Annotated in this window: 10 protein-coding genes; 3 read left to right on the top strand and 7 right to left on the bottom strand. The window is 68.4% G+C overall.

What is annotated here, in order from left to right; genetic code table 11:
- Window positions 1-28 precede the first annotated feature (28 nt).
- Window positions 29-1159, top strand: coding sequence for a BTAD domain-containing putative transcriptional regulator (locus tag ACZYYX_RS00735; protein ID WP_463812494.1), 1131 nt, complete (start codon window positions 29-31; stop codon window positions 1157-1159).
- A gap of 247 nt (window positions 1160-1406) precedes the next feature.
- Here ACZYYX_RS00735 and ACZYYX_RS00730 read toward each other — a convergent pair whose 3' ends face one another.
- Window positions 1407-5525 (bottom strand): serine/threonine-protein kinase, encoded by a 4119-nt coding sequence (locus ACZYYX_RS00730; protein ID WP_463812493.1) that lies wholly within the window; start codon window positions 5523-5525, stop codon window positions 1407-1409.
- 134 nt (window positions 5526-5659) lie between these two features.
- Here ACZYYX_RS00730 and ACZYYX_RS00725 point away from each other — a divergent pair, with 134 nt between their 5' ends.
- Window positions 5660-6640 carry an FHA domain-containing protein gene (locus tag ACZYYX_RS00725; protein WP_463812492.1) on the top strand — a complete coding sequence of 327 codons (981 nt, stop codon included), beginning with the start codon at window positions 5660-5662 and terminating at the stop codon, window positions 6638-6640.
- Here the strand turns inward: ACZYYX_RS00725 and ACZYYX_RS00720 are convergent.
- A complete protein-coding gene (locus ACZYYX_RS00720) occupies window positions 6591-7325 on the bottom strand; it encodes a class I SAM-dependent methyltransferase (protein ID WP_463812491.1) in 735 nt (244 codons plus the stop codon). The genes ACZYYX_RS00725 and ACZYYX_RS00720 overlap by 50 nt on opposite strands.
- Before the next feature lie 32 nt (window positions 7326-7357).
- Window positions 7358-7720 carry a hypothetical protein gene (locus ACZYYX_RS00715; protein ID WP_463812490.1) on the bottom strand — a complete coding sequence of 121 codons (363 nt, stop codon included), beginning with the start codon at window positions 7718-7720 and terminating at the stop codon, window positions 7358-7360.
- A gap of 97 nt (window positions 7721-7817) precedes the next feature.
- Between ACZYYX_RS00715 and glpK the strand changes: the two genes are divergently transcribed.
- Window positions 7818-9335, top strand: a complete 1518-nt coding sequence (gene glpK / locus ACZYYX_RS00710) for a glycerol kinase GlpK (RefSeq protein WP_463812489.1) — start codon at window positions 7818-7820, stop codon at window positions 9333-9335.
- A gap of 11 nt (window positions 9336-9346) precedes the next feature.
- On the opposite strand, the gene ACZYYX_RS00705 is transcribed toward glpK, so the two are convergent.
- The 4 genes from ACZYYX_RS00705 to ACZYYX_RS00690 form a co-directional block, all read right to left on the bottom strand.
- Window positions 9347-10333: an NAD(P)H-quinone oxidoreductase gene (locus ACZYYX_RS00705; protein WP_463812488.1), complete on the bottom strand. Its 987-nt coding sequence runs from the start codon at window positions 10331-10333 to the stop codon at window positions 9347-9349.
- Entirely contained in the window at window positions 10330-10899 is a 570-nt protein-coding gene (locus tag ACZYYX_RS00700) for a hypothetical protein (protein ID WP_463812487.1), read from the bottom strand. The genes ACZYYX_RS00705 and ACZYYX_RS00700 overlap by 4 nt, the downstream gene beginning before the upstream one ends.
- A gap of 102 nt (window positions 10900-11001) precedes the next feature.
- Window positions 11002-12624, bottom strand: a complete 1623-nt coding sequence (locus ACZYYX_RS00695; protein WP_463812486.1) for a peptide chain release factor 3 — start codon at window positions 12622-12624, stop codon at window positions 11002-11004.
- A 59-nt stretch (window positions 12625-12683) separates the two neighbouring features.
- Complete coding sequence (locus tag ACZYYX_RS00690) at window positions 12684-13556, bottom strand: oxidoreductase (protein WP_463812485.1); 873 nt, start codon at window positions 13554-13556, stop codon at window positions 12684-12686.
- Window positions 13557-13604: the final 48 nt, after the last annotated feature.

The following is a 13604-nucleotide window of genomic DNA, read 5'->3' as shown; positions in this document are numbered from 1 at the left end:
CCTGCGCACAGGGGAGGAACCGACGTCCATGAGTTCGCGTGTCAGCTTCGCGCTGCTCGGGCCGTTTCACATGACGGTGGAAGGCGCCGCCGTCCCGCTGGGTACGCCGAAGCAGCGGGCCGTGCTGGCCGTCCTGGTGCTCAACCGAAACCGCGCGCTGTCCACCGAGATGCTGATCGATGCGGTGTGGGGCGAGCAGGCCCCGGCCGAAGCCCGCGCAAGCCTGCACGCGTACGTGTCGAACCTGCGCCGCCTGCTGCGCACGGCCGGCGTCGACGACCGCCAACTCCTGGAGAAGGCCTCCGCGGGTTACCGCGTCCGCGTCGACGAGGGCGACGTCGACCTGGGCCGCTTCATCGCGGCCCGGGGTGCAGGTCTCGAGGCCGCTGCGGCGGGACGCTTCCAGGACGCGAGTACGCACCTGTCGCACGCGCTTGCCGAGTGGAAGGGCGACTTTCTCGTTGATCTGCGCGGCTTCCCGTTCGTGCAAACCTTCGAGGTGGCACTGTCCGAGGACAGGATCTCGGCGCACACCGTCCGGGCCCAGGCCGAGATCGCCTGCGGGCGAGCGGACTCGGTGATCGCTGACCTCGAAGAGCTTGTCGCCCGCCACCCGTACCGGGAGCCGCTGTGGGCTCAGCTGATGACGGCCTACTACCTCGCGCAGCGCCAGTCGGATGCCCTGGACGCGTTTCGCCGCGTCAAGGACGTGCTCGCCGACGAACTCGGTATCGACCCGACGCCCGAGCTGCGCGACCTGCACGCGGTGATCCTGGCGCAGGCGCCGCTGAACGTCGGACCGTCGATCCGCAAGACCGCCGCCGACACGATGGTGGCCACCGTGAACCGCCTGATGTCGGCGTCGCAGAGCGGCGCCGCGCGACTGCGCGCTGCAGGCGGCACGACGTATCCGTTGACCGACGCCGTCACCCGCATCGGCAGGCATTCCGACAACGACATCGTGCTCGGCGACCCTCGGGTCAGCCGCCAGCACGCGGTCATCGTCGGCTCCGGCGCCGGGTACGTGATCATCGACGCCGGATCGGCCAACGGAATCCACCGCAACGGCGGCCGAATCCAAGGCAGCGCCGAACTCTCCGCCGGGGACCGGCTCGGAATCGGCGACGGCGAGTTCGTCTTCGAACACGACGGAGGGTAGGACCGCGGCGCCGGCCGAGGCATCCCAAGATTTTTCCAAGGCCGCCCCGACATCGTTGTCTCACTCGTCGCGGACACCGGGACGGCACGGTCGAGGTTCCGGCCGGGCCACCGATCGGGGGACGGTACCACCGGTGCCCGACGAGCAGGCCGCTGATGCGAGGGAACTCACGCGGCCGACCGGTCGGGTCCGGGGATCTCGGTGGAGCACGTGCGCCGGGGCCCCGGATCCGGCCACCCCTGCCCGGTCAAGCGAGGATCGCGCGCGCTCGCACCACGTCGGGCAGGGTGCATTCCGCGGGCAGCCGCGTCAACGTGTCGGCGAGCTGCGGGTGGGCCGCCTCGCCGCGGAGGTCGACGTCGTCGAGTGCGGCCCGAAGCTCGTACAGCGGCGCACCCTGGTGGCGGGCCATCGCCATCGCCACCCCCAGGTCCGCTGCGCTGGTGTCGGGATCGGTGTGGGTCTTGGCCCGCGCGCGCAACAACTCCGCGTCGAAGAAGTGCATCTGGGTGTCCTCGGCGATCTGCAGCGCACCGTTGATGCGATCGCGGGCCTCCTCCAACCGCCCCGCCGCGATCAGCAGACGACCGATCACGCAGTCGTACTGGGTTTGGTAGGCATACAGCCCGAGTGATCGCCAGAAGTCGGTGAACCCGGTGAGCTGATCGATCTGGGCCGACAGATCGCCGGCGTCTGCGCCTGAGCGCAACGAGAGTTCGGCTGCGACGGTGGCCTGACCGAGCGTCGACCCCAGCATCTGCCAGAAATCGATGCCGTACCGCTCGGCACGCTCGACCATTTCGGACACCACCCGCTCGGCGCGGTCGAGGTCGCCGCTCTCGCGGCGCAGCCAGATCTCGATGTGATTGGCGTAGGCCTGGTTGTAGGGGCCCCAGGGGAACGCCAGTTCGTCCCCGCGGTTCTCCGCCTTGGCCATCGCGACTTCCGCAGCCGCCTGTTCGCCCCGCAGCACGTGGTAGATCGAGAGGTGTTCGTAGGCCAGCGCGACGACGTCCCAGGGAATGAACCATAGCTCCTGCATGCTGTTCTGACCCTCGGCGTCGAAGCCGGCGCTGGCCTCTTCGAAATACCTTCTTGCCCTCTCGAATTCGCCGCGCAGGAACATGACCATCCCGTGCACGCAGGCGATGGCCGGGTTCCACACCCGGCGCCGCTCGTCGGGAGTCTCCTGCAGAGCCTCCGCCAGCTGATGCGCGCGGCGAAGATCGGACTTGTTGATGTAGTAGCTGCTGACCGCCAGTAGGGTTCCGATCACCTGATCGTCATGCAGATCAGAGCCGACGATCTGCAGGCTCCGCTCCAGATCCTCAGCCACCGAAGGGCTTTGGTAACCCTCGGCGGTCGAGGTGAGGAACCCGCGCTCGAGCCGGGGCTCGATCTCCAGCCGGTCGCGATCCCGCCCGGATGGGCACAGTTCGAGTTGAGCCAGCGACCGCGTCAGGTAGGCGCGGGCCTCCTCCAGGGCGCCGCGGCGGCGCGCGGTTGCCGACGCCTCGCGATAGGCGCCGGCGGCGTCGGCGTGCCGCTCGGCCTGCTCGTAGTGGGCCGCCACCAGACGCCAGTCCGGCTCCCCGGCCGCACCGGCGACCAGGACGTCGGCGGTGCGGCCATGCAACGCCCGGCGCACGCTCGGCGGTGCCAGTTCGGCAGCCACCTCACGCAGCAGCTCGTGGCGGAACTTCCACACGTCGGGCCCATGCGGCTCGAAGACCTTCGCATCCTCGAGCTCGTCGATGACGTCGTCGACCTTGTCCTCGCTCAGCGACGACACCGCAACCAGCAGTGCCCGGTCCACATGTCTGCCGATCACGGCGGCCGCCTCGACCACCGGCACCACGTCGGGGACGGCGAGCAAACGGGCGAACAGCGGCTCGTAGAGGGAGTCGGGCACCGTGGAATGTACTGCGCCAGGGTCAGATTCGAGTCCGTTGACCACCTGCTCGATGTAGTACGGCACGCCGCCGCACCGCGCTCGCACCGCCGCGCACTGCTCGGGTGCGATCCGCGGATCCAGGGCCAGCACCAACTCGTCGGTCTGCTCGTCGGACAGCGGCGACAGGTCGAACACCTTGGCCGGCCACTGCTCGTTGAGCCAGTTGCCCTCGCGGCCGGTGATCACCACCAGCAGGCGGCCGTCGGTTGCGGCGAGCACGCTGCCCAGCAATTCGAGCGTGGACTGGTCGAACCAGTGGGCGTCCTCGGCCAGCACCAGGCCGGGTCGTCCGCCGAACGCGGAGAACAGGTAGTTCTTCATCGCCGCCGTGATGAGTTCGACCAGCTTGCGACCCTCCGCCTGCGGCGGGTCGTAGCCGAGTGCGGCATCGAGGCCCAGAATGGGTGCGAGCAAAGGGATCTGGGTGACAGGATCCACGCCGAGCGCGCGCAGCTCGGCCTCCAGCAGCTGCAGGCGACGGGCCGGCTCGGTCACCCGCGTGATACCGCAGCGCCGTTCCAACAGCAGTCGCGCCGGATGCAGGCCCACATCGGCGTGCACGGGCGAGCCGACGAGCTCGACGACGGTTCCGTTGTCATGCTGCACCAGCTCGGTGGCCGCCACGGCGAGTCGGCTCTTGCCGATGCCCGCCTCCCCGCGGAACGCCACCGCCGGTACCGTCAGCGTGCCCGCCTGCGCGCGCCGCCAACTCTTCTCCAGCCGAGCGAACTCGCGGTCCCGTCCCACCAGCGGACCCATCGGTGCCGTCGCGGTGTAGGCGCGTTCGCCGAGAACGCGGAACGGATTGATCACTTCCGCGGAGCCCGGCATCGCCGCCGACGGCAGCTGCTCCAAATCGAAGGCGTTGCGCACCAACGGTTCCACCGAATGCGACACCGCCACCCCGCCGGTCGGAGCCAGCGCCGACACCTGTGCGGCCAGGTTGACCGCAAGGCCGTACACATCGTCCTGGTCGCTGTCGAGATAGACGGGCCCGCGGTGCACACCGATGCGCATGTCGACGCCCGCGCCGAACCGGCGCCGCGCCTGTTCACTGAGCCGTTCCACGTCGCGCGCGATGTCCAGCCCCGCCTGGACAGCACGGCGCACGTCGTCGTCGTGGGCGTTCGGATAGCCGAAAACCACCAGCAGGCCGTCGGCCTTGGACGAGGCGACGTGGCCCTCATAGCGCTCGGCCACCTGCCGGACGACGTCGCGGAAGCGACTGACCAGGAGGCGGTGGGTCTCCGGCTCGACACGCAGCGCCAGATCGGTGGCGTCGACGAGATCGGCCGAGATGATCGTCAACCGGCGGATCTCCCCCCGATCAGTCGGGGCCCGCAGCAGATCCTCGGCCTCAGCATTGCGATGGTCGACGGCCAGGACCTGATCGGCCAGCGCGGACGCCTTCGCCCGGTCACCACTGTTGACCGCGGCCACGGCCCGGTCGAGGAGATCGTCGATCGACCCGCCCGTGCGCGTCAGGTCGAGGCCCGTGTCATCGTGCGTCCCGACCTCGCCTCCGTGCAGCGTCGCGGCCAGATCGCCCTCTGCACCCGGCAGGCTCGACGTCACCGACACCCGCGCCTGCGTGGACGCCGCGCCGTCGAGCGCCCGGCTCGCCGCCTCGGCGAGTTCCAGCGCGCTCTGATACCGGTCGTCGGGGTTCTTGGCCATGCCCTTGGCGATGACGGCGTCGAAGGCGGCCGGGATGTACGGGTTGACGGCCGACGGCCTGGGCGCAGGCGCGGTCAGATGGGCCATCATCTGTTCCTCGACGGTCTGGCCGTTGAACGGTGGGGTCGCGGTCAGGCACTGCGCCAGAACGCATGCCAGCGAGTAGACGTCGGACCGAATGTCGCTGAGCCCGTTGCGGAATCGTTCGGGCGCCATGTACAGCAGGGTGCCGACGATGTGCGCCGAATTGGTCAACCCCGTGTCGGTGATGGCCCGCGCGACGCCGAAGTCGATCAGATATGCGAAGTCGTAGCGGGCGATGAGGATGTTGGACGGCTTGACGTCGCGGTGCACCAGACCGGCCTGATGGGCGGCATCGAGCGCCATCGCCACCTGCTCGACGATCACCACCGCCCGACTGGGGATGAGCGCGCCGTTGGCGAGCAGATTCTGCAGGTCGCAGCCGTCGATCAGCCGCATGTCCACGTACAGCCGACCGTCCACGTCGCCGTAGTTGTGGATCGGCACCACGTGCGGCTCGGTCAATTGCGCGGCGGCGTGCGCCTCACGGCGGAAGCGTTGGAGGTAGAGCTCGTCCTCGGCCCACTGGGCCGGAAGCAGCTTCAGAGCCACGACGCGGTCGGTGACCGTGTCATGGGCGCGCCACACTTCGCCCATGCCCCCACGGCCCAACAGATCGATCAACTGATATCGACCGAAGGGAGTCCCCTCCATCGAACCTCCCCCGCAAAAACCAGCTACCCCCGCGACAGTTTCACACTAGGGCGGCCGGGTACGGGACGCGAGCGGTTCGGGAGCACCGCGTCGAACTCGACGCCCGGCGGCCCGCTGGCCCATAAACTCGCCGTGTGGAGGGTGCTTCGGAGGGGAAGGTGCTGGGCTACCTGGTGGTCCACGGCCGCGACGAGCTGACGGTCCCCATCGTCGATCAACTGTTCGTCGGTCGGGAGTGCGCCGGCATCAGCGAGCACCGGCGGCTCGTTCTGTCCGAGAAGCACATTTCTCGCAACCATTTCGAGATTCGACTGATCGCCGACCTCGACCTCGCCGTGGTCATCGACACCAGTACCAACGGGACCTCCCTGAACGGCATGCCGCTCGCGCGTACCGTTGCCGCGCCCATCGTCCCCGGCGATCGAATCACCGTCGGCGACATCGCGATGACGTTCCGGTCGGACCGGTTCGCCAAGAAGGACCGGCAGCTGCCCACCCTGACCCAGGCCGAGATCAGCCAGGCGGACATGGTGATGGTCGTCGGCGACATCCTGTCCTATTCGACGATCTCGGAGGTGACCGACAGCAGGGTGCTCGCGGAGAGCATGTCCACGCTGTGGTGGCGGCTCGACGAACTCCTCAGGGCGCACCACGGCACCCTCAATCACTACGCCGGCGACGCGATCTACGCGGTGTGGAACACCCAGACGCACGCGAGTGCCCACGCGGCAGCGATCGACTTCACGCTCGCCGCCGACCGGGCAGTTGCCACGCTCGGCCCGTCGCTGACACTGCGCGATGGCGCCGGGGCGCCGATTCGGATGGGCTGGAGCGTGGTGCACGGCGCGGCCGCCCAGACCGCGATGGCGGGAGCGATGGCCACGATCCTCGGCGACTCCACCAACCTGGCCTTCCGGTTGGCCAGTATTGCCGGCCGCGACGGCCGCTCACCGGTCCTGGTGACGGGCCGGGTGCACGACGCCACCGCGGACCTCTACCTGTGGGGCGTACCCGACGAGGTCACGGTCAAGGGGCGGCACACCCGCGAGATCATCTATCCGGTGATCAGCCGCCTGCCGACGGCCCCCGCGTCGCCAACATCACCTGCGGACTGAGACAGCCACCGCGCAACTCGACCTGCATCGCCGGGTCGGCGTGGCGGGCCAGCGTGCGCAGCGCCGACGGGCTGTAGGCCCGCAGCGAGCTGATCACGCCGTCGTGGGCGAACGGCAGGAACGGCGCCAGCGGCAACATGGTGGCCAGCCGGGCCAGGTGCAGCAGCGCGGGTGGGCGGGGCAGATCGATGATCAGCAGCGTGGTGGCCACCCGGGTGCCTTCGGCGAGGACCGTGGCCGCAGCCGCCGGCGGCAGATGGTGAAACGACAGCGCGAACACCGCGAGGTCGAAAGCACCGTCGGCGGCGTCGAGTGCGGTGGCATTCATCTGCGCGACGGTGGCGCGGGGATGGGCGCCGAGCTCGGCGGCGATGGCCGCCACGGACTCGGGTTCGACGTCGGTGACGGTGACACGGGCCGATGGATGCCACTCGAGCAGCCGACGCGACAGTGCGCCGTGGCCGGCGCCCAACTCGAGAATCCGCGGATCGGGGACGTCGGCGACCTGCTCGAGCGCGAGCGTGGCGAACCGGTCGTGGTTGCCGAACACATCACCGGTCCAGTCCAGCGCGCGGATCACGCTGCGCTTCACCTTCGGGTCGACGTCGTCGCGGTCCAGGTACTCCTCGCGATCGGTCTCGAGCAGACGGTCCAGGCAGGAGGCCTTCGGACCGCCGCGAGGCATGTCCGCGAGCTGGGCCGTATCGGTGGCGGTGATCAGGGCGCCACCTGGAAAGGTATGACGGGCGGCGGGCCGCCGCCGGGCATGGTGAACAGCTCGGGGATCTGCGGACGCTCGGTGGGAACCTTCGTCCCGTCGCGGTACACGAGCGTTCCGGTGTAGACGCCGTTGTCGTAGTCGTCGTAGTAGAAGCTGCCCTCGACGATGTACTGGCATTCGGCGCGCGTCGCGGTCACGGGAACGAAGACGCCACCGAAGTCGGGAGACTCGCACCCGGCCCGGGGGTCGACGGCCGGGGGAGCGGGCTGGGCGATCGCGGGGGCGCTGAGAAGAAGGGGCGCGGCCACGAATGCGGCGGCCGCGGCGAGCCTGCAGCGTCGAGTGTTGATGAGCGGCACCTTTCCGTCGCGCCTTCGCGCACTCTAGCGCGACCCGGCCGGGCGTTCGGCCGATCAGCGGGTCCCGTGGTTCATCGTCGTGGTTCATCATGGACGGATGGCCGACTTCGTCGCTGCAATCGACCAGGGCACCACCAGCACCCGGTGCATGATCTTCGACCACGACGGCGCCGAGGTGGGCCGCCATCAACTCGAGCACGAGCAGATCCTGCCCCGGGCCGGATGGGTCGAGCACAACCCCGTGGAGATCTGGGAGCGCACCGGATCGGTGGTGGCCACAGCGCTGAACAAGACGAACCTGTCTGCCGTCGATCTCGCTGCACTGGGCATCACCAATCAGCGCGAGACGTCGCTGGTGTGGAATCGCAAAACGGGACGTCCGTACCACAACGCGATCGTGTGGCAGGACACCCGCACCGACCGCATCGCCTCCGCCTTGGACCGCGACGAACGCGGTGACATCATCCGCCGTAAGGCCGGGCTGCCGCCGGCCACGTACTTCGCCGGCGGCAAGGTGCAGTGGATTCTCGACAACGTCGACGGGGTGCGTGCCGATGCCGAGAAGGGCGACGCGATCTTCGGCACCACCGACACGTGGGTGCTGTGGAACCTGACCGGAGGGCACCGCGGCGGCGTGCACGTGACCGACGTGACCAACGCCAGCCGCACCATGCTGATGAACCTGGAAACACTCGACTGGGACGACGAGCTGCTGTCGTTCTTCGACATTCCCCGTCAGATGCTGCCCGAGATCCGCCCGTCCTCGGTGACCGAACCGTTCGGGATGACACTGGACACCGGTCCGGCCGACGGGGAGATCCCGATCACCGGAATCCTCGGTGATCAGCAGGCGGCGATGGTCGGTCAGGTGTGCCTCTCCGAAGGCGAGGCCAAGAACACCTACGGCACAGGCAATTTCCTGCTGCTCAACACCGGCGAGAAGATCGTCCGCTCCGACAACGGCCTGCTGACCACGGTCTGCTACCAGTTCGGCGACGCGAAACCCGTGTACGCCCTGGAGGGTTCGATCGCGGTGACCGGCTCAGCGGTGCAGTGGCTGCGCGACCAGCTCGGCATCATCAGCGGCGCATCGCAGAGCGAGTCCCTGGCCCGTCAGGTCTCCGACAACGGCGGCGTCTACTTCGTGCCCGCGTTCTCGGGTCTCTTTGCACCGTATTGGCGTTCGGATGCGCGCGGCGCGATCGTTGGGCTCTCCCGCTACAACACCAACGCACACGTTGCCCGCGCGACGCTCGAGGCGATCTGCTATCAGAGCCGCGACGTCGTCGATGCGATGGAGGCCGACTCGGGCGTGCACCTGGAGGTGCTCAAGGTCGACGGCGGCATCACCGCCAACGACCTGTGCATGCAGATCCAGGCCGACGTGCTCGGCGTCGACGTGGTGAAGCCCGTGGTCGCCGAGACCACGGCGCTGGGCGCGGCCTACGCCGCGGGCCTCGGCGTCGGCTTCTGGGACGGCGCCGACGATCTGCGCGCGAATTGGCAAGAGGGCAAACGCTGGTCGCCGGACTGGTCCGACGAGCAGCGCGCCGATGGCTACGCGGGCTGGCAGAAAGCGGTGTCCCGCACGTTGGACTGGGTCGACGTGGATTAGGCCGTGACTGATCAGCCGTTGTTGTTGGTCAACACGACCTTACCGACGGTGCGGCCGGATTCCAGCAGTTCGTGACCATGCGCTGCGTCGCGCAGCGGCACCTCGGTGTCGACCACGACGCGGATGGCACCGGCCTCGAACAGCGGCCACACGTCTCGGCGTACACCGGCGACGATCGCCGCCTTCTGCTCGGCGGGCCGGCCGCGCAGCATGGTCGCGGTGACGCTGGCGCGCCGCACCATCAGCGCACCCAGGTCGAGCGGCGCCGGTTCCATTGCTCCGCCGATGACCACGAGGTGACCGTCCGGAGCGAGGCAGGTGATGTTGCGGTCCAGATAGTCAGCCCCGACGACGTCCAAGACTGCGTCGACACCCCGTCCGTCCGTGGCATCCAGGGTGACCGCAACGAAGTCTTCAGTGCGATAGTTGATGGCCGTCTGTGCGCCGAGGGCCTTTCCATGGCTGACCTTTTCGTCGCTACCGGCGGTGGTGATGACGTATGCGCCGATGGCGCGGGCCCACTGCACCGCGAATGTCCCGATGCCTCCGCCGGCGCCGTGGATGAGCACAGCGTCGCCCGCGCGAAGTCCGGCGACCATCGCCAGATTGGAGTAGACAGTGCACGCCACCTCGGGGACGGCGGCCGCTTCGACGAGGGACAGACCCGCCGGGATCGGAAGTAGCTGATCTGCGGCCACGACTACCTGCTCGGCGTATCCGCCACCGTCGAGCAGTGCACACGCCGGATCGCCGATCGACCACTCGCCGACGTCGGCCCCGACGGCGACGACAGTGCCCGCGCACTCGAGCCCGAGGACGTGAGAAGCACCGGCCGGCAGCGGATAACGGCCCCTGCGCTGGAGGAGGTCGGCGTTGTTGACGCCGGCCGCAGCAACGGCGATCACCACCTCGCGACCACCGGGGGCCGGCACGTCGACGGGGCGCCACTGCAGGACGTCGGGCCCGCCGGGCGTGTCGAAAACGATGGCCGACGTCACGACGCTGCCTTGACCGTCGATCCGGAGCGCGACGCGGCCTGGCGGGCAATGCTTTCGGCATACAAGGGCGTCTCGACGGCGCAGTGGCGACCCGATGCCTCCTGGCGCGCCGCGGCCGCCTCCTCGAAGGTCTGACCGTGCTCGGCGATGAACGCGAGGAAATGTTCAGTGGGGTGGGATGTCACGGTGTTCGTGTACCGGCAGTGATTTTCGTCCAGGCGTTCCATTCGCAGCTCCCAGATGACCTGGGTGGTGGTCCAGCCCAGCGGAGTCAGCACATCGGACAGCGACACCATCTTGCAGTAGTGCGGTTCGGCGACGTCGAACCGGTACTGCTGCACGACAAGTCCGCTGCCGATCATCTCCACGTTGATCGACATCGGTGTGCCGTCGTCATCGACGGTGTAACCCGCGGCTTTGTGGTCCCCCGGCGCGCAGCGCTGGTACTCGTGGGTGGGTAGTGCTTGCAGCCACTGGGCGATATTCACATGGTCGAACTCGACCTCCACCTCGGCGGTCAGCTGCGCGTGGGACAGCACCAGATCCTGCCGGACATCAGTGTTCATCGCTCGTCTCCTCCAAGTGTTGACGAGACGATGCTCCCGCGCGAGGGCCGTATCCGACCACGCCGCTACCCGCAGTCCTCAGGTAGTGCTGGCCCCCATGGACTAGTTGTCGCCGGCGGCGACCAGCGACCGCAGCATCACCGTCGGGTTCTCCCGCGCCACGTTCTCCAGCCGCCACTTCGTCGAGAAGACCGCCAGCAGCGCACCGTCACTGCGGGTCAACACCTCGACCGAGGCCAGCTTCTGCAGCACCTCGGCGCCGTCGGCGTCAGTGATACGAGCGACGGTGTAGGGCAACGATTCCAGCGTGATCGGGGCGCCGAACTCTGCTGCCATCCGGTGGGTGGCCACCTCGAACTGCATGGGCCCGACCGCCGCCAGCACCGGCGCCTGCTCGCCGCGGCGATCAGAGCGCAGCACCTGCACCACGCCTTCCTGGTCCAGCTGCTCGATACCTTTGCGGAACTGCTTGTGCTTGCTCGGATCCTTGCCCCGCGCGACCGCGAAGTATTCGGGCGAGAAGCTCGGAATCGGCGGATAGACCACGGGCACTTCGGAATACAGCGTGTCACCCGGGCGTAGCGCCGCCGCGTTCGCCAGACCGATGACATCGCCGGGCCACGCGGTGTCCAACGTGGAGCGCTGCTGACCGAACACCGTCTGCGCGTACTTGGTGACGAACGGCTTGCCCGTCGCCGCATGGGTCAGCACGTCACCACGTTCGAACGTGCCCGAACACACTCGCGCATAAGCGATCCGGTCGCGGTGCGCGGAGTCCATGCCGGCTTGGACCTTGAACACGAACGCGCTGAACGGCGACGTCGCCTCGCGGCGATTGCCGTCGGCATCGAGCGCACCCGACGGTGGTGGGGCGAGCTCGGCGAGCACGTCGAGCAGCTGGTTCACCCCGAAGTTCAGCGCCGCCGAGGTGAAGAGCACCGGGCTCGACGTGCAGTCGCGGAACGTCTCCGGATCGAAATCGGCGTCGTCGGCGCTGAGCAACTCCGACTCCTCGACCGCGGTATCCCAGTCCACACCCGCGGCGTCGTGCGCCTTGTCGGCGTCGATGTGCTCCTCCGGCGCGGCGGTGGCGCCGCCGGCGGTGCGGGTGAAGCGGATGTAGGTGCCGGTACGGCGGTCCAGCACGCCTTTGAAATCGCCGGCGATGCCGACCGGCCACGTCAGCGGAGTCGGTTTGAGCCCGATGCGCGTCTGGATCTCATCGATCAGTTCCAGCGCATACCGGCCCGGGCGGTCCCACTTATTGATCACGGTGATGATCGGGATGCGGCGGTGCCGGCAGACCTGAAACAGCTTGAGCGTCTGCGGCTCCAGGCCCTTGGCCGCGTCGATGAGCATGACCGCCGAGTCGACAGCGGTCAACACGCGGTAGGTGTCCTCGGAGAAGTCGGCGTGACCCGGGGTGTCGAGCAGGTTGATCACGCAGGTGTTGCCGGTCTTCGTCACGTACGGGAACTGCAGCGCCGTCGACGTGATCGAGATGCCGCGCGCCTTCTCCATCTCCATCCAGTCCGACACTGTCGAGCGGCGGCCCGCCTTGCCGTGGATGGCGCCGGCCTCCGTGATGGCCTTGGCGTGCAGCACCAACGCCTCGGTCAGCGTCGACTTGCCGGCGTCGGGATGACTGATGACGGCAAAGGTCCGCCTGCGCTGCGCCTCGGCCGACAACTGATCGGGCCGGGACCCGGCGGTACTGGTCGTCATGATGACGTCAATGGTATTGCCGCCGGCGGTGAAACCAAGAATCGCAGGCGAGGCGCTCCTTATGCGGCGGCGTCCAGAGCCTTCTTCGTCTCCGCGTCGAGCTCGATGTCGGCGACCGCGGTGTTGTCCTCCAGGTGCGCCACCGACGACGTCCCCGGGATCAGCAGCACGTTCGGGGCGACCGACAGCGTCCAGGCCAGCGCGATCTGTGCCGGTGTGCGTCCGAGCTTCTCCGCTTCGGCGCGCACGGCCGGGTGGCCGAGGACCGGGTTGTCGGCCGCGAACGCCGATCCGAGCGGGAAGAACGGCACGAACGAGATGCCGTGTTCGTTGCACAGCTCCAGAACCGACTGGGACCTGCGGTCGACGAGGTTGTAGGCGTTCTGCACCGTGACGATCTCGGTCTTGTCCAACGCGATGCGCAGGTGCTCCTCCGATGCGCTGCTCAACCCGATGCCCTCGATCAACCCCTCGTCACGGGCTGCGATCATCGCGTCGAGTTGGCGGGGAAACAGGTCGGCGTCGACCGGCCCGACGCTGTTCGGATCACCGGAGTGGATGCGCAGGTTGACCGCGGCGATGCGGTCCGTGCCCAGCGTCTCGAGGTTCTGTTCGATGTCGGCGCGCAGCTCGTCGGGCTGCTGGGCGGGGTTCCAGTTGCCCTGCTCGTCGCGGCGAGCGCCGACCTTGCTGACCAGGGCCAGGTCCTCGGGATAGGGGTGAAGCGCCTCGCGGATCAGCTCATTGGCGACATTCGGCCCGTAGAACTGGGCCGTGTCGATGTGGTTGATGCCCAGCTCGAGTGCCCTTCGCAGAACTGCGATGGCCTGGTCGTGGTCGCGGGGCGGACCCATCACGCCAGGCCCGGGCAGCTGCATCGCGCCGAATCCGACGCGTCCGACGACATGATCCCCGAGCTTGAACGTCTGCATGGTCTCTAGTGACGCAGAACCGGCGCGGTTTCTTCCGCTTTTGGGAAA

The sequence above is a fragment of the Mycobacterium sp. IDUB_1 genome (assembly GCF_055419625.1).
Note: the sequence above shows the minus strand (reverse complement) of the source record. Positions and strands in the feature narration are given on the sequence as shown.

Coding starts and splice junctions, on each gene's coding strand:
- ACZYYX_RS00735 (WP_463812494.1), top strand. CDS start 29: ATGAGTTCGCGTGTCAGCTTCGCGCTGCTCGGGCCGTTTCACATGACG.
- ACZYYX_RS00730 (WP_463812493.1), bottom strand. CDS start 5,525: ATGGAGGGGACTCCCTTCGGTCGATATCAGTTGATCGATCTGTTGGGC.
- ACZYYX_RS00720 (WP_463812491.1), bottom strand. CDS start 7,325: ATGCCTCGCGGCGGTCCGAAGGCCTCCTGCCTGGACCGTCTGCTCGAG.
- glpK (WP_463812489.1), top strand. CDS start 7,818: ATGGCCGACTTCGTCGCTGCAATCGACCAGGGCACCACCAGCACCCGG.
- ACZYYX_RS00700 (WP_463812487.1), bottom strand. CDS start 10,899: ATGAACACTGATGTCCGGCAGGATCTGGTGCTGTCCCACGCGCAGCTG.
- ACZYYX_RS00695 (WP_463812486.1), bottom strand. CDS start 12,624: ATGACGACCAGTACCGCCGGGTCCCGGCCCGATCAGTTGTCGGCCGAG.
- ACZYYX_RS00690 (WP_463812485.1), bottom strand. CDS start 13,556: ATGCAGACGTTCAAGCTCGGGGATCATGTCGTCGGACGCGTCGGATTC.